The 21,504-nt window shown below is 58.7% G+C and carries 12 protein-coding genes, 1 tRNA gene and 1 pseudogene; 6 read left to right on the plus strand and 8 right to left on the minus strand.

Annotation, left to right across the window (positions count from 1 at the left end; genetic code table 11):
* Window positions 1-13: 13 nt before the first annotated feature.
* Together glgB and F8B91_RS07420 are read right to left on the minus strand one after the other, a co-directional pair.
* Window positions 14-2,209: a 1,4-alpha-glucan branching protein GlgB gene (gene glgB, locus F8B91_RS07415; RefSeq protein WP_196503070.1), complete on the minus strand. Its 2,196-nt coding sequence runs from the start codon at window positions 2,207-2,209 to the stop codon at window positions 14-16.
* 8 nt (window positions 2,210-2,217) lie between these two features.
* Entirely contained in the window at window positions 2,218-4,635 is a 2,418-nt protein-coding gene (locus F8B91_RS07420; RefSeq protein ID WP_196503072.1) for a glycogen/starch/alpha-glucan phosphorylase, read from the minus strand.
* A 169-nt stretch (window positions 4,636-4,804) separates the two neighbouring features.
* Between F8B91_RS07420 and F8B91_RS07425 the strand changes: the two genes are divergently transcribed.
* On the plus strand, window positions 4,805-6,841 hold the full coding sequence (locus F8B91_RS07425) for an NADH:flavin oxidoreductase (RefSeq protein WP_196503074.1): 2,037 nt from the start codon (window positions 4,805-4,807) through the stop codon (window positions 6,839-6,841).
* A gap of 30 nt (window positions 6,842-6,871) precedes the next feature.
* On the opposite strand, the gene dxs is transcribed toward F8B91_RS07425, so the two are convergent.
* From dxs to F8B91_RS07440, 3 genes are all read right to left on the minus strand, one after another.
* Entirely contained in the window at window positions 6,872-8,782 is a 1,911-nt protein-coding gene (dxs, locus tag F8B91_RS07430; protein ID WP_210324337.1) for a 1-deoxy-D-xylulose-5-phosphate synthase, read from the minus strand.
* A gap of 82 nt (window positions 8,783-8,864) precedes the next feature.
* Window positions 8,865-9,758: a DMT family transporter gene (locus F8B91_RS07435; RefSeq protein ID WP_196503076.1), complete on the minus strand. Its 894-nt coding sequence runs from the start codon at window positions 9,756-9,758 to the stop codon at window positions 8,865-8,867.
* Window positions 9,759-9,764: 6 nt separating this feature from the next.
* Window positions 9,765-11,087: an NAD(P)H-dependent oxidoreductase gene (locus tag F8B91_RS07440; RefSeq protein WP_196503078.1), complete on the minus strand. Its 1,323-nt coding sequence runs from the start codon at window positions 11,085-11,087 to the stop codon at window positions 9,765-9,767.
* Window positions 11,088-11,204: 117 nt separating this feature from the next.
* Between F8B91_RS07440 and F8B91_RS07445 the strand changes: the two genes are divergently transcribed.
* The 3 genes and pseudogenes from F8B91_RS07445 to scpA all read left to right on the plus strand — a co-directional run.
* Window positions 11,205-12,737 (plus strand): acyl-CoA carboxylase subunit beta, encoded by a 1,533-nt coding sequence (locus tag F8B91_RS07445; protein ID WP_196503080.1) that lies wholly within the window; start codon window positions 11,205-11,207, stop codon window positions 12,735-12,737.
* A 2-nt stretch (window positions 12,738-12,739) separates the two neighbouring features.
* Window positions 12,740-14,743, plus strand: coding sequence for an acetyl-CoA carboxylase biotin carboxylase subunit (locus F8B91_RS07450; RefSeq protein WP_196503081.1), 2,004 nt, complete (start codon window positions 12,740-12,742; stop codon window positions 14,741-14,743).
* Between the two features lie 20 nt (window positions 14,744-14,763).
* Window positions 14,764-16,815: pseudogene (scpA, locus tag F8B91_RS07455) on the plus strand (methylmalonyl-CoA mutase); the annotation flags it as partial.
* 10 nt (window positions 16,816-16,825) lie between these two features.
* Here scpA and F8B91_RS07460 read toward each other — a convergent pair.
* Window positions 16,826-16,901 (minus strand) — tRNA-Ile (locus tag F8B91_RS07460).
* A gap of 57 nt (window positions 16,902-16,958) precedes the next feature.
* Here F8B91_RS07460 and F8B91_RS07465 point away from each other — a divergent pair.
* Together F8B91_RS07465 and F8B91_RS07470 are read left to right on the plus strand one after the other, a co-directional pair.
* Entirely contained in the window at window positions 16,959-18,416 is a 1,458-nt protein-coding gene (locus tag F8B91_RS07465) for an AMP nucleosidase (RefSeq protein ID WP_196503085.1), read from the plus strand.
* Window positions 18,417-18,477: 61 nt separating this feature from the next.
* Window positions 18,478-19,188: an SIMPL domain-containing protein gene (locus tag F8B91_RS07470; RefSeq protein WP_196503086.1), complete on the plus strand. Its 711-nt coding sequence runs from the start codon at window positions 18,478-18,480 to the stop codon at window positions 19,186-19,188.
* A gap of 10 nt (window positions 19,189-19,198) precedes the next feature.
* On the opposite strand, the gene F8B91_RS07475 is transcribed toward F8B91_RS07470, so the two are convergent.
* The gene (locus F8B91_RS07475; RefSeq protein ID WP_196503087.1) at window positions 19,199-20,179 is read right to left on the minus strand and encodes an LLM class flavin-dependent oxidoreductase; all 981 of its coding nucleotides are present in this window, start codon (window positions 20,177-20,179) and stop codon (window positions 19,199-19,201) included.
* Between the two features lie 32 nt (window positions 20,180-20,211).
* The gene (locus tag F8B91_RS07480) at window positions 20,212-21,501 is read right to left on the minus strand and encodes an RsmB/NOP family class I SAM-dependent RNA methyltransferase (protein WP_196503088.1); all 1,290 of its coding nucleotides are present in this window, start codon (window positions 21,499-21,501) and stop codon (window positions 20,212-20,214) included.
* Window positions 21,502-21,504 lie beyond the last annotated feature (3 nt).

Here is a 21,504-nt window from a genome sequence, read left to right on the forward strand (position 1 = left end):
TTTGCGACTTTTTTTATTTGTCTTTGATGAAATAGGTGGTGGCCAGTGGCGGCAGCAGCACATGCGCTGATGCCGGCTTGCCATGGCTTGGCCCCTTGTCGGCAATCACCGCGCCGACATTGCCGAGGCCAGAACCCCAGTAGGATTTGGCATTGGTGTTAAGGATTTCACGCCATTTGCCATCCTTGGGCAGCGGCAGAACATAATTCTCGCGCGGGATGGCGGTGAAATTGGTGACGCAGGCCACCATCGGCCCGCCAACGCCGTCATGTCGCATCCAGGCGAAAACCGAATTCTCGGCATCATCAGCCACCAGCCATTCAAAGCCTTCCGGCTCGCAATCGCGCGCATGCAGGGCTTTGATTTGAACGTGGAGATGATTGAGATCGCGGATCAGGCTTTGCATGCCGTGATGCGGCTCACCATCGAGCAGATGCCAATCCAGCGACTGGGCGAAATTCCATTCTTTCCACTGGGCAAATTCCTGGCCCATGAACAGCAGCTTCTTGCCGGGATAGGCCCACATGAAAGCGTAGAAAGCGCGCAGCGTTGCAAATTTCTGCCAGTCATCGCCCGACATCTTGTCGAGCAACGATCCTTTGCCATGCACCACTTCATCGTGCGACAGCGGCAACACGAAATTTTCGGTGAAAGCGTAGAGAAGCCCGAAGGTCAGATCATTGTGGTGGTGTTTGCGGTAAATGGCATCACGGCCCATGTAGAGCAACGTGTCGTGCATGAAACCCATGTTCCACTTGAAGCCGAAGCCCAGGCCATTCATCGAGGTGGGCTTGGACACACCGGGGAAGGCGGTGGATTCTTCGGCGATCGTCACGATGCCGGGATGCTGGCCATAGGTCTCGTGATTCATGCGCTGCAGGAAGGAGATGGCTTCCAGGTTCTCGCGGCCGCCATCCTTGTTGGGGATCCACTCGCCCTCTTTGCGCGAGTAATCGAGATAGAGCATCGAGGCCACCGCATCGACGCGCAGACCATCGACGTGATATTGCTTCAACCAGAACAGCGCGTTGTTGAGCAGGAAGCTCAGCACTTCCTTGCGGCCGAAATTGTAGATCGCCGTGTTCCAATCCGGATGGAATCCCTGCTTCGGATCGGCATGTTCATAAAGCGCGGTGCCGTCGAATTTTCCGAGGCCATGATTGTCGGTGGGGAAATGGGCGGGCACCCAATCGAGGATGATGCCGATGCCGGCGGCATGCGCCTTGTCCACAAAGCGGGCAAAGCCTGATGGATCACCGAAGCGCGCGGTGGGTGCGAACAGTCCGGTTGGCTGATAGCCCCAGCTCGGATCGAACGGATGCTCAGAAACGGGCAGAAGCTCGATATGGGTGAAGCCCAAATCCTTGACGTAGCCAATCAGTTGGTCGGCCAGTTCGTCATAGGTGAGGAATTCATTGCCGTTCTTGCGGCGCCATGAGCCCAGATGGACTTCATAGGTCGACATCGGATGGCGGCGCTTGTCGCCCTGGGCGCGGCTCTTGAGATATTCGTCATCCGTCCATTTGAAGCGGCTGGTGTCATAGACCTTGGAAGCGGTGTTGGGACGCAGCTCGGAAGCGAAGCCGAAAGGATCAGCCTTCAGCGGCAGCAATTGTCCATTGCCATCGAGCAGTTCGTATTTGTAACCCTGCCCGGCCTGCGCTTCGGGCACGAAGATTTCCCACACACCGGTGCCCATGCGTTTGCGCATGACGTGGCGGCGGCCATCCCAGCCGTTGAAATCACCCACCACCGAAACGCGGCTGGCGTTGGGTGCCCAGACGGCGAATTCCACGCCATCCACACCTTCATGCTTCAGCAGATGCGCGCCCAGCTTGTTGAACAGGTTGAGGTGATTGCCCTCCCCCATGAAGTAATCGTCCTGGGGCCCAAGCACCGGTCCCAGCGAATAGGCGTCAGTTGTTTCCCAATGGCCGGTGGCATTGGTGCAGGAAAAGCGGATGGCGGCGCGGGCTTTGAGCTTGACCGGACCTTCGAAGAAGCCTGCCGGATGGCGGCGCTCCAACGTGCCGAGATCAGTGCCGGTGAGCGACTGCACCGTGATGATATCAGCGCCCGGCACATAGGCACGGGCGATGAAGGTACCATCAATTTCGTGGAGGCCTAGAATTTGAAAAGGGTCAGCATGCCTGCCATCAATGACGGCTTGGATTTCGGGGCCGCTGGTCTTCCATTTTGCTTCGGCCATGTCGTTACTCAGTTCGTAGGCACTTTCCAAATATCGCGGGCATATTCCCTGATCGTGCGATCGGAGGAGAACCAGCCCATGTTGACGCTATTTCGAATTGTCATACGTGTCCAGTCTTTCGGTTGCAGCCAGGCCTTGGATACAGCTTCCTGTGCTTCGACATATCCATCGAAGTCCTGACCGACCATGAACCAGTCACCGTGGTAAATGCTGTCAGCGATGGCATTGTATTGCTGGAAATTGCCGGCGGAGAATGTGCCCTTGCTCAATTCACGCAGCACGGCGCGCAGGCGCGGGGAATTTTCCACCACGCCATGGCCGTCAATGCCCTTGGCACGGCGGCGTTCTACCTCATGGGCTTCAAGCCCGAAGATGAAGAAGTTTTCTGCACCTACATGATCGCGCATTTCGACATTGGCGCCGTCCAGCGTGCCGATCGTGAGCGCGCCATTCAGGCCGAATTTCATGTTGCCAGTGCCGGAGGCTTCCATGCCGGCGGTTGAAATCTGCTCCGACAAATCTGTAGCGGGCACGATTATTTCGGCAAGCGACACATTGTAGTTCGGCATGAAGACGACCTTGAGCTGTTTGTTCACCTCAGGATCGGCATTCACCACATTGGCCACTTCATTGGCCAACTTGATGATCAGCTTGGCCTGCGTATAGCTCGGTGCGGCTTTGCCGGCGAAAATTTTGACGCGCGGCACGAAGCTGGCCGAAGGATTGGCCTTGATTGCCAGATAGTGATCGATCACTTGCAAGATGTTGAGCAGTTGGCGCTTGTATTCGTGGATGCGCTTCACCTGCACGTCGAACATGAAAGTGGGGTCAAGGTCGATGCCCATATGGGTTTTGACATATTTGGCCAGCACCGCCTTGTTGGCCACCTTGATGTCGGCAAAGCGTTTGCTCAGCGTGGCATCATCAGCGATGCGCGCGGCTTGCGTGAGCTTCTCAGCATTGTCCAGCGTTTCAGCTCCGCCCACTTCGGCCAAGAGCTTTGAGAGTTCCGGATTGCAATTGTGCAGCCAGCGGCGCGGCGTGATGCCATTGGTCTTGTTGTTGATGCGGCCCGGATAGAGCGTGTTCAGATCGCGGAACACACTTTCCTTCATCAGCTCGGTATGCAGCGCCGACACGCCATTGATGCTGTGCGAACCCACGAAAGCCAGATTGCCCATCTTGACGCGGCGGCCAGCGCCCTCGTCGATCAGGGAAACCGAGCGGATGAATTCATCATCGGCGTTGAACTTGTTATGCGCCTCGGCCAACATCAGGTCATTGATGGCATAAATGATCTGCAGATGGCGCGGCAGCAGGCGCTCAAACAGGCCCACCGGCCAAGTTTCCAGTGCTTCAGGCAGCAGCGTGTGATTGGTGTAGGACAGGACCTTCTGGGTGGTTGACCAGGCCGTATCCCAGGGCATGCCGTGAATGTCGATCAGCAGGCGCATCAGCTCGGCGACAGCAATCGCCGGATGCGTGTCGTTGATCTGGATCGCCACCTTGTCAGCCAGATTGGCCACGCCCTTATATTGCTGGGTGTGGCGGCGCATGATGTCTTGAATGGCTGCTGAAGTAGCGAAATATTCCTGACGCAGACGCAGTTCCTGGCCTTGTGGCGTTGAGTCCGATGGATACAAAACGCGCGTCAAAATTTCGGCGTTGCGGCTGCCCGCGAGAGCGCCATCGAAGTCGCCGCTGTTGAAGGCCTGCAGATGGATCGGGTCTACCGCGCGGGCACCCCAGAGGCGCAGAGTGTTCACGCGCTTGCCGCGCCAACCGACCATGGGCACGTCAAAAGCGGTGGCCAGCAGATGTTCATTCGGATGCCAGGTGTGGGCGGTTTTGCCCGGCGTTGATTCCACATGGCCGCCAAAGGCGATTTTATAGGCGGCTTCGCGGCGTGAGAATTCCCAGGGATTGCCGTCTTCCAGCCAGTTTTCCGGCAGCTCGATCTGCCAGCCATCCTTGATGATCTGCTGGAAAATGCCGTGATTGTAGCGGATGCCATAGCCGTAAGCCGGGATATCGAGGCTGGCCATGCTTTCCATGAAGCAGGCAGCGAGACGGCCCAAGCCGCCATTGCCCAGAGCCGCGTCAGGCTCCAGCGCTTCGGCCAGATTGATATCGACATTGAGTTCGCTCAGTGCCTGCTTGAAGGCGTTGTTGAGATCGAGATTGTTGAGCGCGTCACGCAGCAGGCGGCCAATGAGGAATTCGAGTGAGATGTAATAAACCCGGCGCGCCTCGGCCTGGTAGGAATCACGCGTGGCTTCCTGCCAGCGATCAATGATGCGGTCACGGAGCGCCAGAATGGTGGCCGCCAGCCAGTCATGATTCTTCGCCACGATCCTGTCCTTGCCGATGGCATAGGACAATTTGGCCAGGATATCGGCCTTGACGGCTTCGGGAGTGTTCTTCATGGCAGGCCCCAATTCTTGATCTTTTGCAGGCAGTTTGACGGCACACTTATTGCGCCGCAACTACAAAATGATGAACGATCCTCAGAATTCCTTGGGTAAATTGCGGCAAATGAAAGCAGGCCGTTTGCCGGGCTTGCCAATTGCTGACGGGCGCTCCACAAATTCTCCCATGTCTTCCGATCCCCTGCTGCGGCCGTTCAAACTCAAGCATCTCACCCTGAAAAACCGGCTGATGACGACGTCACATGAGCCGGCTTATCCCGAGGACGGTCTGCCGAAGGATCGGTATCGCCTCTATCACGTCGAGCGCGCCAAGGGCGGCCTGGCGCTGACCATGACGGCAGGTTCTGCCGCCGTCTCGCTCGACAGCCCGCCGGTGTTCAACAACATCCTGGCGTGGAAGGACGAGGTGGTGCCTTATCTCAAGCGCCTCACTGATGAGTGCCATGACTATGGCACCGCGGTGATGATCCAGTTGACGCATCTGGGCCGGCGCACCCGCTGGGACAAGGGCGACTGGCTGCCGGTGGTTTCGCCAAGTCATGAGCGCGAGGCGGCGCATCGCGCATTTCCGAAAAAGATCGAAGATTGGGACATCAAGCGCATCCAGCAGGATTTCGTCGATGCTGCCGACCGTATGAAGGCGGCGGGGCTGGACGGGCTGGAGATTGAATCCTACGGGCATCTCAATGACCAGTTCTGGTCGCCGCTGACCAACACGCTTGAGGCGCCCTATGGCGGCTCGCTTGATAACCGGCTGCGCTTCACGTTTGACGTGTTGCAGCGCATTCGCGAGAAAGTCGGCCCGAATTTCATTTTGGGACTGCGTTACACGGCGGATGAAGTGACGACTGGCGGCATCGACAAGGCCGAAGGCTTGGAGATTTCCCGGCGCCTGAAGGATTCAGGGCTGGTGGATTATCTGAATATCATCCGTGGACGGATTGATACCGATCCGGCGCTGACTGATGTGATCCCCATTCAGGGCATGCGCTCTGCGCCGCATCTGGATTTCGCCGGTGAAATCCGCGCCGCTACGCAGTTCCCGACCTTCCATGCCGGCAGGCTGGCGGATGTGGCCACGGCGCGCCATGCCATCGCCACCGGCAAGGTGGATATGGTGGGGCTTACGCGCCCGCATATGACTGAGCCGCATATCGTCAAGAAACTGATGGCCGGGAAAGAAGAAGACATTCGCCCCTGCGTGGGTGCGAATTACTGCCTCGACCGGATCTATCAAGGAGGCCTCGCCTTCTGCATTCACAACGCCGCCACCGGCCGCGAAGAAACGATGCCGCATGATATTCCGCGCGCTTCAAATAAGCGCCGCGTGGTGATCGTGGGGGCTGGTCCTGCTGGGCTGGAAGCTGCGCGCGTGGCGGGTGAGCGCGGGCATGAAGTGATTGTGTTCGAAGCTGCCGACAAGCCGGGCGGACAGATCAGACTCACGGCGCAAACGCCGCGCCGCAAGGAAATGATCGGCATCATCGAATGGCGCATGAAGCAGTGTGAGCGGCTTGGAGTTACGATTCATTTCAATCGCTTGGCCGGCGCTGCTGATGTGATGGATGAGAAGCCTGATGTAGTGGTGATCGCTACCGGCGGCCTTCCACACACCGAGATTATGCGCGAAGGCAATGAACTCGCCGTATCGAGTTGGGATATCATCTCCGGCGATGCCAAGCCCGGCAGCAATGTGCTGGTGTTTGATGATGCGGGCGACCCTCCTGCCCTGCAAGCCGCCGATGTGATCGCTGCTGCTGGCGGCCAGGTTGAAATCATGACGCCGGACCGGAGCTTCGCACCCGAAATCATGGCGATGAATCTGGTGCCTTATATGCGTTCGCTTCAGCAGAAGAAGGCGACCTTCACTGTCACCTGGCGGTTGCTCGCCGCGCGCCGCGTAGGCAACCAGATCGAAGCCGAAGTGGGCAGCGATTATGGCGGCTGGACGAAGAAGGCGCTGTATGACCAGATCGTCATCAACAATGGCACAAGGCCGCTGGACGAAATCTATTTCGAGTTGAAACCGATGAGTTCGAACCTGGGTGAAGTGGACCATCAGGCTTTGGTGAAGGGCAAGCCGCAGGACGTGCGATCGAATCCGCAAGGTGCGTTCCAGCTGTTCCGGATTGGTGACGCGGTGGCTGCGCGTAACACGCATGCTGCGATTTACGATGCGCTGAGGTTGGTGAAGGATATTTGATCTTCATCCTCCCCCTCCGGGGAGGATTATTCAAGCCCGCTTCATCGCGGTTGCTGATGCAGCAACACCCAGCGCCTGCAGCGCCGACGCCACGATGCCCTTTTGGTCGAGGCCGGCTTTGGCATACATCACCTCGGGTTTGGCCTGTTCGGTGAATTCATCGGGCAGCGTGAGGCTGCGGATTTTGAGGCCACGGTCCAGTAGGCCCAGCTTGGCCATTTCATGCATCACCTGCGCGCCAAAGCCGCCGGCAGCGCCCTCCTCCACCATGATGAGGGCTTCATGGTTTTCGGCGAGGCGCTTGATCAAATCCACATCGAGCGGCTTGGCAAAGCGGGCATCGGCGACCGTGGTGGACAGGCCCATGCCATCGAGTTCCTGCGCCGCCTTGAGAGAATCCTGCAGCCTTGTGCCAAACGAAAGAATGGCAATGCGCGTGCCTTCCTTGACGATGCGGCCCTTGCCAATTTCGAGGAACATGCCACGTTCAGGCATATCCACGCCAACGCCATCGCCGCGTGGATAACGGAAAGAGATCGGGCCTTCATCATAGTCTGCCGAGGTGCGCACCATGTGTTTCAGCTCGGCCTCGTCCGCCGCGGCCATCACCACAAAGCCGGGCAGCGACGCAAGATAGCCAATATCGAACGCGCCGCAATGGGTGGGGCCATCGGCGCCGACGAAACCCGCGCGATCGATAGGGAAGCGCACGGGGAGTTTCTGGATCGCTACGTCATGCACCACCTGATCATAGGCGCGCTGCAGGAAGGTGGAATAGATGGCCGCGAAAGGTTTTAGGCCCTCTACCGCAAGGCCTGCTGCGAAGGTCACGCCATGCTGCTCCGCAATGCCCACATCGAAAAATCGCGCGGGGAATTTTTCGCTGAACAGATCTAGCCCTGTGCCAGACGGCATGGCGGCGGTGATGGCGACGATCTTGTCATCCAGCTCAGCCTCCTGCACCAAAGCCTGACCGAACACCTTGGTGTAAGCGGGCGCGTTGGATGCGGGCTTGGATTGTTCGCCGGTGATCACGTTGAACTTGTTCACGCCGTGATATTTATCGGCGGCGGCTTCAGCGGGCGGATAGCCCTTGCCCTTGCGCGTGACCACATGGATCAGTACCGGGCCTGTGATATTGTCCCGCACATTGCGCAGAACGGGCACCAGATGCGCGAAGTCATGCCCGTCAATCGGGCCTATATGGGTGAAGCCAAGTTCTTCAAACATGGTGCCGCCAGTGACGAAGCCACGCGCATGGCCGACCACGCGATGTATCGTGCGGTCCATGCTCTTGCCCAGCGCACCGGAAATTTTCTTGCCGATGTCGCGCGCGCCCAGATAGGTTTTGCCGGTGGCGAGGCGTGCGAGATAGGCGCTCATCGCGCCGGACGGAGGCGCAATCGACATGTCATTGTCGTTGAGGATGACGATCATGCGCGCATCCATGGCGCCTGCATTGTTCAGCGCTTCAAAGGCCATGCCGGCAGACATGGCGCCATCACCGATCACCGCGATCACATTGCGCTTCTCGCCCTTCAAGTCGCGCGCCACTGCCATGCCGAGGCCGGCGGAAATCGAAGTGGAAGAATGCGCGGCACCGAAGGGATCATATTCGCTTTCAGCGCGGCGAGTGAAACCGGAAATGCCGCCTTCCTGACGCAGCGTGCCGAAACGTTCGCGGCGGCCGGTGAGAATCTTGTGAGGATAGGCCTGGTGGCCCACATCCCAGATCAGCCGGTCATCCGGCGTGTTGAACACATGATGGAGTGCGATGGTGAGTTCGACGACACCGAGCCCCGCGCCCAGATGGCCACCCGTCTTGGAGACGGAGGCGATCATGTCCTCGCGCAGTTCCTTGGCCAGTTCCGGCAAATCTGCATCGGGCAGTTTGCGCAAATCTTCCGGATTATGGATCTGGTCTAGTAACGGTGAGGGCAAAATGAAACTCCTGCCCCTTTTCTATACGGGAATTAAGGCCGGGGCGAGTCCGGATGTTTGCCAGTTTTTGCAATGATTTGCGTTAAACCGTAAATACTTGCTCCGAATGATCCTCGGGCTGGCGGCGCCATTCCAGGAACAGATGGATGAAGAGTGCGACGAAAACCACGGCACCGCCGATGATGGTGCGTGAGCTGGGCACTTCGCCATGCACCAGCCAGACCCAGATGGGGCCGAGTGCGGGTTCCAACGTGCCGAGCAACGCGGCGAAGGCGGCAGGGATCAGACGCACACCCATGGTGAAAACGGCGAGGCCTGCGCCGAGATTGACCGCGCCGAACAGGATTAGCAACCCGAAATCGGTTTTGGACACGGCGAAGCTGGCCAATTGGGTGCTTGCGAAAAGTGCGGCGATGGTTGTTGCCAGGCACACGGCGGGCATCATCCGCACTTCGCTGTGATGGCGCGAGATAACGGTGGCGATGGCGAATACCACGGCGATGACAACGGCCAATCCGTCACCGATGGGCGAGACTTTGCCGTTGAAAGATTCAGACACCATGACGCCCACACCCGCGATCACCGCGGCGATGGCCAGCATGGTGGGCGTTGTCACTTTTTCGCGGAAGAAAATCCACGCCAGCAATGCGGCAATCAATGGTACGCCCGCTTGAATGAGCAGGATGTTGGCGATGGTCGTATAACCCATCGCCACCACAAAACTGGTCGAAGCAATAGCGAAGCACACAGCCACGGCCCAACCGGCCCAACCCATGCGTCGGAACATGGCGGCGGTTTCCTTCGGCCCATCATTGACCAACATAAAGATCAAAAGGAACAAGGCCGCGAACAGCGAGCGCCAGAACACGATGGTCCAGGAGTCAGTCACACTCAAAAAGCGCGCAATGGTGCCGCCGATGCTCCACAGCAAGGCGGAGGACACAACGAGGGCGGTTCCTTTGGTCTTGGGCGTCATGGGGCTTTAATAGCCCAGCATGGCATCCTGGCGTTGGCGCAGAGCGACAAGTTTTGAAGTACCATCGACCGCGATATTGGCATGGGTCAACAGCTCGCCCTTCTTGATCGCAGCCGTCACCTTGCCGCCTTCAACGAGGCCGCAAGGCACAGCCCTGGCGGCCCGGGCATCACCTGCGGTCATGATGAAAGCGCGATAAGTGTATTGGCCGATGGCATCCAGCTTGTCACCTACTGCCAAGTCTTTCTTGGCCACAGCACAAACTTCCGAGACCGGCACATCGCGCGGCTCCATATCCGGTACGCCGTACAGCATCACGCGCGCACAGGTGAGCGGCACTTCCAGCGAAGTCAAATGATAGGGGCGGATGAATTTGAAATAAGGCCCCTCGCCCAGCTTCAAATCATTCATGCGTTCACGCAGGCGTGGATGGCTCATTTCAGCGATCACAAACACGCCCGGCGCCACATCGCCAATGCTGAAATCAACGCAGCCCTTTTTCGACAGCACGCCGCCATCTTCAACCGGGCACATGACCTTTTCAAGGTTATCGAGATTTGCGTTGGGCCCGTGCATGCCGGGCACATCGGGAACGAGGCCGGTGGCATTGGAGATGGCCGCCATTTCCACCATGGTCTTCGAGCCATCGACGAATTCCACCAGCATGCGCACATTCATGTTGCGGCGCTGCGCTTCGTCGCGGAACTCATCCGGTGTGGCGTCGTATTTCAGCGGATTGTTCTTGCCCTTGCCCGCGGCGATGATGGGGCAGCCGAGGCCGGTGACGAAATTGATCAGTTCAATGCAGGAGCTGGGCTCATCGCCCGCGCCCAAAGAATAGACCACGCCGGCGCGTTTGGCTTCGCGCTTGAGGAAGGCGCCCACCGTGACATCGGCTTCGACATTCATCATTACCAGATGCTTGCCGTGCTCGATGGCAGTGAGGCCCACTTCCGCGCCCATGGCGGGTTTGCCGGTGGCATCGATGATCACATCGATCAATGGGCTTTTGACAATCAGGTTGTGATCATCGGTCACCGCCGTCTTGCCGCTTTCGATGGCGGCGTCAAGTTTCTGCTGACCGGTGACGCGCATTTCCATGCTGGCATCATATCCAGCAATTTCCAGCGCGCTGGCCGCCTGGCCGGGGCGGCGCTCGGCGACGGCCGCCACATGCAGGCCTTCCATCTGGTGCACTTGCGTAAAGATATCGGTGCCCATTTCGCCACAACCAACGAGGCCGATCCTGATGTCGCGGCCTTCACGCTCGCGCCGCGCCAGAAGGTCGGCAGCCAGGCTGCGGGCGGGGGCATGGGGGTGAAGGGGCATTGCAAATCCTGTGTTGGGTGAAGCCCCTATAGAAACCCCGCTTAACCATGGCAAGCCTGCTGGATTTGCTGTTGTGGTTTGCATGGGCTACCCTCGGGAACAAGAGTCTGGGGAAGAATGAAAGACGTCATCGCCGAGCTGGAAAAGCGCCGCACCGAAGCCCGAAACGGCGGCGGTGAAGCACGCATTGCCGCGCAACATGCCAAGGGTAAGCTGACGGCGCGCGAGCGCATCGAAGTGCTGCTCGATGAAGGCTCGTTCGAAGAATACGACATGTTCGTCACCCACCGCTCAACCGAATTCGGCATGGACAAGCAGAAGGTGGCGGGCGATGGCGTGGTGACCGGCTGGGGCACCATCAATGGCCGCATGGTTTGCGTGTTCTCACAGGATTTCACCGTGCTGGGCGGATCGCTGTCGGAAACCCATGCGCAGAAAATCTGCAAGATCATGGATATGGCCGTGAAGATGGGCGCCCCCATGATCGGGCTGAATGATTCCGGTGGTGCTCGCATTCAGGAAGGTGTGGCTTCACTGGCCGGTTATGCAGAAGTGTTCCGGCGCAATGCCTCAGCCTCCGGCGTGGTACCGCAGATTTCGGTAATCATGGGCCCCTGTGCCGGGGGTGCTGTTTACTCGCCTGCGATGACCGACTTCATCTTCATGGTGAAGGATACGTCCTACATGTTCGTCACCGGGCCTGACGTGGTGAAGACGGTGACCAATGAAATCGTCACAGCTGAAGAACTGGGCGGGGCGACGACGCACACGACGAAATCGTCCGTGGCTGATGGCGCGTTTGAGAATGATGTCGAAACGCTTGAGCAAGTGCGCCGGCTTTTCGATTTCCTGCCGCTGTCCAACCGCGAGCCTGCGCCGACACGGCCGTTCCATGACGAGCCGGACCGGATGGAGATGCGGCTCGACACGCTGATCCCTGATTCCGCTGCTAAGCCTTATGACATGAAGGAACTGGTTCTGGCGCTGGCTGACGAAGGCGACTTCTTCGAAATCCAGCAGGCCTTCGCGCGCAACATCATCACTGGTTTCATTCGCATCGAAGGCCAGACGGTTGGTGTTGTCGCAAACCAGCCTCTGCATCTGGCGGGCGTGCTTGATATTGACTCGTCGCGCAAGTCAGCACGCTTCGTACGCTTCTGCGATGCCTTCAGCATTCCGATCCTGACGCTGGTGGATGTGCCGGGCTTCCTGCCGGGCGTGGCGCAGGAACTGGGCGGCGTGATCAAGCATGGCGCGAAGTTGCTGTTCGCCTACAGTCAGGCCACGGTACCCATGGTGACGCTGATCACCCGCAAGGCCTATGGTGGCGCCTATGACGTGATGGCCTCGAAACATATTGGTGCCGATGTGAACTACGCGTGGCCTTCTGCCGAGATCGCCGTGATGGGAGCCAAGGGAGCTACCGAAATTCTCTATCGCAGCGAATTGGCCGACAAGGACAAGATCGCCGCACGCACCCAGGAGTATGAGGCGCGATTTGCCAATCCCTTCGTGGCGGCGGAGCGTGGCTTCATCGATGAAGTGATCATGCCGCATGCCTCGCGCAAACGCATTGCGCGGGCATTTGCAGCCTTGCGCAAAAAGAAAGTGGAAGTGGCGTGGAAAAAACACGACACGATTCCGCTGTGAGCATGTTCAAGAAAATTCTCATCGCCAATCGTGGCGAGATTGCTTGTCGCGTGATCAAGACGGCGCGCCGAATGGGCATTGCGACCGTTGCGGTTTATTCTGACGCCGATAAGGACGCGCTGCATGTGGAGATGGCGGACGAGGCCGTGCACATAGGCCCTGCTCCGTCGGCGCAGTCCTATCTGGTGATGGACAAGATCATCGCTGCCGCGAAAGCCACGGGTGCTGAGGCCATTCATCCGGGCTATGGCTTTCTCTCCGAGAAATCGGAATTCTCTGCCGCTTGTGAAGCCGCGGGCATCGCCTTTATCGGCCCTCCCCCTGCGGCCATAGCGGCGATGGGTGACAAGATCACCTCCAAGAAGCTTGCCGCAGAAGCCGGTGTTTCCACAGTGCCGGGTTTCATGGGGCTGATTGACGATGAAGCCCAGGCGGTGAAAATCGCCAAGCAAATCGGCTACCCCGTGATGATCAAGGCCACGGCGGGTGGCGGCGGCAAGGGCATGCGCATCGCTTTCAACGAAGCGGAAGCGCGCGAAGGTTTCGCGCTGTCGCGCTCGGAAGCGAAATCATCTTTCGGCGATGACCGCGTGTTCATCGAAAAATTTGTCACCGAGCCCCGCCATATCGAAATCCAGGTGCTGGGCGACAAGCATGGCACCGTACTTTATCTCAATGAGCGCGAATGCTCGATCCAGCGGCGTAACCAGAAAGTCGTGGAAGAAGCGCCCTCGCCTTTTCTCGATGCGGCCACGCGCAAGGCGATGGGTGAGCAAGCGGTGGCGCTGGCCAAGGCGGTGGGTTACTTCTCTGCCGGCACGGTGGAATTCATTGTCGACAACGAGCGCAATTTCTATTTCCTGGAAATGAACACACGTTTGCAGGTGGAGCATCCTGTCACTGAACTGATCACCGGGCTTGATCTGGTCGAGCAGATGATACGCGTGGCGGCTGGCGAGAAGCTCGCCATGCAGCAGAGCGACATCACCATCAATGGCTGGGCGATGGAAAGCCGCCTTTATGCCGAAGATCCGTTCCGCAACTTCCTTCCGTCGATTGGCCGCCTGACGCGCTACCGCCCGCCGCGCGAAGGTGAGCAGCGCGACAAGACCATCATTCGCAACGACACCGGCGTTTATGAAGGTGGCGAGATTTCGATGTTCTATGATCCGATGATTGCCAAGCTTTGCACCTGGGCGCCGGACCGCATCTTGGCGATCAACGCCATGCAGCAGGCGCTGGATGATTTCGAAGTGGAAGGCATCGGTAATAATTTGCCGTTCCTCTCGGCGGTGATGGGGCATGATCGTTTTCGCAAGGGCACATTCACCACCGCTTTCATCGCGGAGGAGTTTCCCGACGGCTTCAAAGGTGTGACGCCATCGCCCGATGAGCTCTTGAATCTTGCCCGCATCGCCGCCTTCATCCATGTGAAGACGGAGCTGCGCGCCTCTGAAATCAGCGGCACCATGCCCAATCACACGCGCGCCCTTTCAGTGGATTGGAATGTGCGGATCGGCGCGCAGGATTTCGCGGCGCGTGTCATACCCGAAACCGTGGGCAAGCAAGTCAGCATTGGCGAAGAGCGGCCCAAGCTCGTTTCTTCAGCCTGGGTGCCCGGCCAAGTTCATGGCCACTTCCGCATGAACGGGCACGAATTCAGCGTGAAGATTTCAACCTCGCCGCAGGGCATCCGCCTGCGCATGCGCGGCATTGATGTCACCGCGCAAGTGCGCAGCCCGCGCGTGGCGGCGCTTGCCTCGCTGATGCCAGTGAAAAAACCACGGGATACGTCGAAGCTGCTGCTCTGCCCAATGCCCGGATTGATCCGGCAGATCGCTGTTGCAGTGGGCGACAAGGTGGAAGCCGGGCAAATGCTGGCCGTGGTGGAAGCCATGAAGATGGAAAATGTTCTGCGGGCGGAGCGCGGGGCAAAAGTGAAAAAGATCGCCGCACAAGTGGGCGACAGTCTCGCGGTCGATCAGCTCATCATGGAATTTGAGTGATGGGTGCGCGTGGTGATGAAGACGGGCTGGAGATCAAGCCGCTTTATACGGCTGATGATCTGAAGGCGGTTTCGCATCTCGGATCAAAGCCTGGCGAAGCGCCCTTTGTGCGCGGGCCCTATGCCAGCATGTATGCCGGGCGGCCCTGGACGATCCGGCAATATGCGGGGTTTTCGACGGCAGAAGATTCCAACGCGTTTTATCGCAAGGGCCTAGCGGCGGGGCAGAAGGGCCTTTCGGTGGCTTTCGATCTGGCTACGCATCGCGGCTATGATTCTGATCACCCGCGCGTGGCCGGTGATGTGGGCAAGGCCGGTGTCGCTATCGACAGTGTGGAGGACATGAAAATCCTGTTCAGCGGCATTCCGCTGAAAGACATGTCGGTTTCGATGACGATGAATGGCGCGGTGCTGCCCATCCTCGCGATGTTCATTGTGGCGGGTGAGGAACAGGGCACGGCGCGCAAGGAGCTTTCAGGCACCATTCAGAATGACATTCTGAAAGAGTTCATGGTGCGCAACACTTATATTTATCCACCCGCGCAATCGATGCGCATCGTGGCGGATATCATTGCTTTCACTGCAGCCGAAATGCCGAAATTCAATTCGATCTCGATCTCCGGCTACCACATGCAGGAGGCGGGTGCCACACTGGTGCAGGAGCTGGCCTTCACGCTGGCCGATGGCCGCGAATATGTGCGGCAGGCTTTGGCGCGCGGGCTGGATGTGGATGAGTTTGCCGGGCGGCTATCGTTCTTCTTTGCCATCGGGATGAATTTCTTTGCCGAGGCCGCCAAGCTACGCGCCGCGCGCCTGCTGTGGCACCGCATCATGGCGGAGTTCAAGCCGAAGAAAAAAGAAAGCCTGATGCTGCGCACCCATTGCCAGACATCCGGCGTGTCGCTGCAGGAGCAGGACCCCTACAATAATATCATCCGCACGGCCTATGAAGCGCTGGCGGCGGCTTTGGGCGGCACGCAGAGCCTGCACACCAATTCCTTCGATGAAGCCATCGCGCTGCCCACAGAATTCTCCGCGCGTATTGCCCGCAACACGCAGCTGATCCTGCAGCATGAAACGGGCATCACCGATGTGGCCGATCCTCTTGCGGGTTCCTACTATGTCGAAAGCCTCACGCAGCAATTGGCCGACAAGGCCTGGGCTTTGATGGAAGAGATTGAGGCGCAAGGCGGCATGACGGCGGCGGTGGCTGCAGGCACGCCCAAGCGGATGATCGAGGTAGCGGCTACGATCAAGCAGGCCGATATCGACAAGGGCGATACGGTCATTGTGGGCGTGAACAAATACCGGCTTGAGGAAGAAGCCCGTTTGGAAACACGGGTGGTCGATAATGCCGCGGTGCGCGAGGCACAGGTGAAACGCCTGGTGCAGATCAAGCGCAGCCGCGACCCTGAACGCGTGAAAGAAACGCTTGCCGCATTGGCGCGGGCCGCAAGTGATGCGAGCGCCAATCTTCTGGGCCCAGCCATTGAAGCGGCACGGGCGCGCGCCACGGTGGGTGAAATTTCCGATTGCCTGCGCGGGGCCTTCGGCAGCCATGAAGCCACGCCCGAAGTGGTGAGCGGCGTTCATGCGGCGAAATATCGGGACGATCCCGAATATAAAATTTTGAAAGAGCGGTTTGCCGCACTCGCCAACAGCAAGGGCAAGGTGCCGAAAATCCTGATTTCCAAACTGGGCCAGGATGGGCATGACCGGGGGGCGCATGTGATCGCTGCTGCCTTTGGTGATCTTGGTTTTGAGGTTCTGGCCGGCGCGCTGTTTCAAACGCCGGAGGAGGCTGCCACATTCGGCATCACCGAAAATGTGCATGTGATCGGCGTATCCTCGCTCGCTGCAGGGCACAGGACTTTGGTGCCGGAATTGATTGATGCGCTACGCGCCAAAGGCCGTGGTGACATCATCGTGATTTGTGGCGGGGTGATCCCGCGGCCGGATTATGAGTTCCTGAAGGAAAAAGGCGTGGCAGAGATTTTCGGCCCCGGCACCAATGTGCTCGATGCCGCGCGCAGCCTGATGGATCTGCTGGAAGGCAAGCTGCGCAACGTTTGAATGACAGAGATGGTGGGCCCACCAGGACTCGAACCTGGAACCAGACGGTTATGAGCCGTCAGCTCTAACCATTGAGCTATAGGCCCCCTTCCCTGTGCTGGCGACCGCTACACGATTTCAGAAAATCATGCTAGCACCTTGCCATGAAGACCAAGAATCTCTCCCCGCAGGCCGCCGTGGCCGAACTGATCAAGCAGTATGACGCCGCGACTACCGCGCTGCATGCCGCCCTTGAGCGCTATTTCACCGACAAAATTGTTCCGACCGCCGCCGAGCGCCAAGCCTTCTGCTATCCCGAATTGCGGGTGACTTATGACCGGGTGGAGCTGCAGCCGCGCATTTCGCGCGCCTATGCCAAGTTCCAGCATCCGGGGGTTTATTCCACTACCATCACTCAGCCGGAATTTTTCCGCGACTATCTCGAAGAGCAACTGGGTTATCTGGTGCGCGATTATGGTGCCACCGTTGAGGTGCTGCCGTCCACGCAGGAGATCCCCTACCCTTATGTGTTGCAGTCTGGCGATGATCTGGGTGCGGGCGGTGTTTCAGCTGCAGAATTGGCGCTGCATTTCCCGATTCCGGAACTGTCGCTGGTGGGCGATGAAATCGCTGATGGGCATTTCGAGTTCCAGACCGGCCCGCATCATCCGCTGGCTTTGTTTGATGCGGTGCGGGTGGATTATTCGCTGAAGCGCTTGCAGCACTATTCCGGCACGCGCTTTGACAAGTTTCAGCCATGGATCCTGCTCACCAATTATCACCGCTATGTTGATCAATTCCAATCTTGGGCGATTGCGCAGTTGAAAGCCGATGGGCCTTATGATGCGCTGCATATTCCGGGCGGCGGCGTGGTCACGCGCGGGATGAGCGACGCTGAAGCCCAAGAGGTACTTGACGCCAGCCCGTGGCACAAATTCCAGATGCCGGCCTATCACCTTTCGCGTTCGGACGGCGCGGGCGGCATTACGCTGGCCAATATCGGCGTGGGACCTTCCAATGCGAAGAATCTCACTGATCACCTTGCGGTGCTGCGGCCGAATTGCTGGCTGATGATCGGCCATTGCGGCGGGCTTCGCCTGTCTCAACGCATTGGTGATTATGTTCTGGCACATGCCTATCTGCGGCAGGACCATATTCTCGACCGGCTGGTGCCGCCGGAAATTCCAATCCCTGCTTTGGCCGAAGTGCAAGTGGCCATGCAGCAGGCGGCGGCGCAAGTTACCGGCGAAAAGGGCGAAGCTTTGAAGGCGCGGCTGCGTACCGGCACGGTGATGACGCATGATGACAGGAACTGGGAATTGCGCTGGACGCTGGAGCGCAAGCGCATCAATCTTTCGCGCGCCATCGCCATCGACATGGAAAGCGGCACATTGGCTGCACAAGGCTATCGCTTCCGCGTACCCTATGGCACGCTGCTTTGCGTTTCCGACAAGCCGCTGCATGGCGAAATCAAACTACCGGGTGCGGCCAATGCGTTTTATGACCGCGCGGTGGGCGAGCATCTGATGATCGGCCTGGCTGCGCTGGAAAACCTGCGCACCACCAAGAGCAGTTTGCATTCGCGTAAATTGCGCAGTTTTGACGAACCGCCATTTAGATAAAGCGCCGTCAAACTCATGCCACAATTTATTCCTATTATTGGTTTTATGAGAAAGGAATTCCATGTTCAAAATTCTTGCCGTTTCCCTCTTCGCTCTACTCGCTACACCAGTGGTGAGCGCCATGGCTGATGCGCCCGCATTGAACCGCACGATCACATTGAATGGCCATGGCGAAGTGAGGGCCGCGCCAGATATGGCTGTGATTGACCTTGGCGTGTTTGCGCAGGGCGATACGGCCCGCGCGGCGCTGGATGCCAATACCAAGAACATGGCCGCCCTTCTGGCCATGCTGAAGGCCGAAGGCATTGACGACAAGGACGTGCAAACCAGCAATTTCTCGGTTGGCCCGCGTTACGATAATCCGCAGAACGGCACCCAGCCCAAGGTGATCGGCTATGACGTAAACAACACCGTCTCGGTCATCGTGCGCAAGCTGCCGGAATTGGGCGCGTTGCTCGACAAGGCGGTGAGCTCCGGCTCCAACCAGGTGAACAATCTGACCTTCACCATGGAAGATGCGGCCAATCTGCAGGACGAAGCACGCAAGGCGGCGGTGAAGGATGCGCTGCGCAAGGCTGAGCTTCTGGCCGGTGCGGCTGGCAGCAAGGTAGGCCCGGTGGTTTCGATCAGCGACATGGGCTCGCCCGGCCCTATGCCGATGCGCGCCGGTGCGATGATGGACATGGCCAAGGCAGCGCCGGTGCCGGTGGCTCAGGGTCAGCTGGTGATTTCAGCCGATGTGAACATGGTTTGGGAACTCACGGCGCCGTAAGCCCTGCGAGTTATTTCCACACTTCCGCAAGCAACTCGTAGGATTTCACGCGTGCGTCGTGGTCATACATCATGGCCGCGACCATCAATTCATTCACCCCGGTTTTGGTGACGAAGGCTTCCAGTTGCTCCTTCACCGTTCGGGGTGAGCCCACAAAAGTGGCGGCCAGCATGCGCTGGGCCTGGGCCTTTTCAGGCCCGCTCCAATAGGTTTCAATGTCATCGATCGGCGGTTTCGTCAGGCCACGCTGGCCACGCAACATGTCGGAGAAGCGCATTTGCAGTGAAGTGAACAGCCGCTTGGCCTCGGCATCGGTTTCGGCGCAGATCACATTCACCCCGGCCATGGCATAGGGCGTCTGCTGTTGCGCTGAGGCTTGGAAGGTCTCGCGATAGATATCCATGGCCGGCATCAATTGATCCGGCGCGAAATGCGATGCGAACGCATAGGGCAGCCCCAAGGCTGCTGCGAGCTGCGCGCCGAAGGTGCTGGAACCCAGAATCCACAGCGGCACATTGGTATCGGTGCCCGGCACGGCCTGAATGGTCTGGCCTTCCTGCAACGGGCCGAGCAGGATTTGCAATTCCTGCACGTCCTGAGGGAAATGTTCCGAGGCGCGCGGATCAACGCGCAGGGCCAGCATGGTGCGGTGGTCGGTGCCGGGGGCGCGGCCAAGGCCAAGATCAATCCGGTTCGGATAAAGCGAAGCCAGTGTGCCGAATTGTTCGGCGATCACCATGGGCGAATGGTTGGGTAGCATCACACCGCCGGCGCCGACACGGATGGTCTTGGTGTTTTCCGCCACGAAACCGATGACGACAGAGGTGGCGGCACTTGCAATGCCTGCCATGTTGTGGTGTTCCGCGACCCAATAGCGGTTGTAACCGAAACGCTCGGCTTGCTGCGCGAGGTGCTTGGCGTTTTGAAGTGCGATGGCGATTGTGCTGCCCTCGGACACGGGGGCGAGATCAAGAATGGAAAGCGGGATCATGAAGGGAGCCTAGCAGCGATTGCGTTTGCGGTTCAAACCTTGCGCCGCATGACTGCCATGTAGAAACCGTCGGTGCCATGATCAAGGGGCGTGAGCTGCAAAGTTTCTTTGCTGCCATTGGTGGACACGGGCGGCTTGGTGCCCAGCGCCTTTTGCCATTGCTCAGTGTACGGAATAATTTCGAACTGCTTGTGGCGCTTTAGAAAGGCTTGCACTTGCGCATCATTTTCCGATGGCAGAAGTGAGCAGGTGAAGTAAGCGAGGCGTCCGCCAGACTTCACAAAAGAAACAGCCTTTTCAATCACATCCATCTGCTCTTTCAAGCGTATGTTTAACTGCTTTTCACTCAGGCGCCATTTGGCATCGGGCTTCCTGCGCCACGTGCCGGAGCCGGTACAAGGTGCGTCCACCACAACCAGATCATAGCCATCCTTGCGTTCAAGTTTGGCAGGTTCGTCATAGGCCACGACTTCAATGCAAGTGGCACCGCTGCGCATGATGCGTTCGAAGATCGGACGCAGGCGATGCTTGTCGCGGTCATAGGCGACGAGCTTGCCTTCATTCTTCATCAGCGCGGCGAGAGCGAGTGACTTGCCCCCTGCCCCGGCGCAGAGATCGAGCACCGTCTCACCCGGCTGTACACCGGTGAGGATGGCGGCGAGTTGCGAGGCTTCGTCCTGCACTTCGAACTGGCCCATGCCGTGGACGGGCTCTGCCTCGACATTGATGTTGCGCGCGTCGATGCCGGGAGGCTGTACGCGGATGCCGAACGGGCTGTGGGCGGTGGCTGTTGCGCCGAATTTGGCGAGGGCTGCGAGCACATCATCAGGCGTGGCTTTGAGTGTGTTGGTGCGCAGGTCAATCGGCGCACGTTCGGCGAGCGCCTGCATTTGCGGTACGAGGTGTTCGCCGAAGAGTTTGGAGAGTTCGGGCGTGAGCCATTCCGGAAAATCGCCTGCGATATGCGGCGGAAGGTCGGAAGGCAAAGGCGCTTGCAATGCGCTGAGCTCTGTTGGCGTCATCGCACCGGGGCCGAATTGCTCGCTGCAGAGCGCGGCGATTTCATCGGCGGGCAATTTCAGCACATTGGCCAGCGTGCCAAGCAGAAGGGCGCGCGGCGTATCTGCACCCATGCGCGCGGCGGAAGAATTGCGATGGCGCAGGGTGTCGAACACCAGCGTGCCGATCACATGGCGGTCGCCCGAGCCCGCAAAGCGATGCGCCTTGCCCCAATCGCGCAGGCTTTCCGAAGCCGGGCGGATGCGGGTAGTGATCTCGGTCAGAATTTCAATTGCCGCAGCAATGCGGCCGGCCATTTTCATGCG

Source organism: Aestuariivirga litoralis (assembly GCF_015714715.1).
Classification (GTDB): domain Bacteria; phylum Pseudomonadota; class Alphaproteobacteria; order Rhizobiales; family Aestuariivirgaceae; genus Aestuariivirga; species Aestuariivirga litoralis_A.

Excerpts from the sequence above, each read along its gene's own strand:
- glgB (WP_196503070.1), bottom strand. The coding sequence starts at position 2,209 with ATGGCCGAAGCAAAATGGAAGACCAGCGGCCCCGAAATCCAAGCCGTC.
- F8B91_RS07420 (WP_196503072.1), bottom strand. The coding sequence starts at position 4,635 with ATGAAGAACACTCCCGAAGCCGTCAAGGCCGATATCCTGGCCAAATTG.
- F8B91_RS07425 (WP_196503074.1), top strand. The coding sequence starts at position 4,805 with ATGTCTTCCGATCCCCTGCTGCGGCCGTTCAAACTCAAGCATCTCACC.
- F8B91_RS07435 (WP_196503076.1), bottom strand. The coding sequence starts at position 9,758 with ATGACGCCCAAGACCAAAGGAACCGCCCTCGTTGTGTCCTCCGCCTTG.
- F8B91_RS07440 (WP_196503078.1), bottom strand. The coding sequence starts at position 11,087 with ATGCCCCTTCACCCCCATGCCCCCGCCCGCAGCCTGGCTGCCGACCTT.
- F8B91_RS07445 (WP_196503080.1), top strand. The coding sequence starts at position 11,205 with ATGAAAGACGTCATCGCCGAGCTGGAAAAGCGCCGCACCGAAGCCCGA.
- F8B91_RS07450 (WP_196503081.1), top strand. The coding sequence starts at position 12,740 with ATGTTCAAGAAAATTCTCATCGCCAATCGTGGCGAGATTGCTTGTCGC.
- F8B91_RS07465 (WP_196503085.1), top strand. The coding sequence starts at position 16,959 with ATGAAGACCAAGAATCTCTCCCCGCAGGCCGCCGTGGCCGAACTGATC.
- F8B91_RS07470 (WP_196503086.1), top strand. The coding sequence starts at position 18,478 with ATGTTCAAAATTCTTGCCGTTTCCCTCTTCGCTCTACTCGCTACACCA.
- F8B91_RS07475 (WP_196503087.1), bottom strand. The coding sequence starts at position 20,179 with ATGATCCCGCTTTCCATTCTTGATCTCGCCCCCGTGTCCGAGGGCAGC.
- F8B91_RS07480 (WP_196503088.1), bottom strand. The coding sequence starts at position 21,501 with ATGAAAATGGCCGGCCGCATTGCTGCGGCAATTGAAATTCTGACCGAG.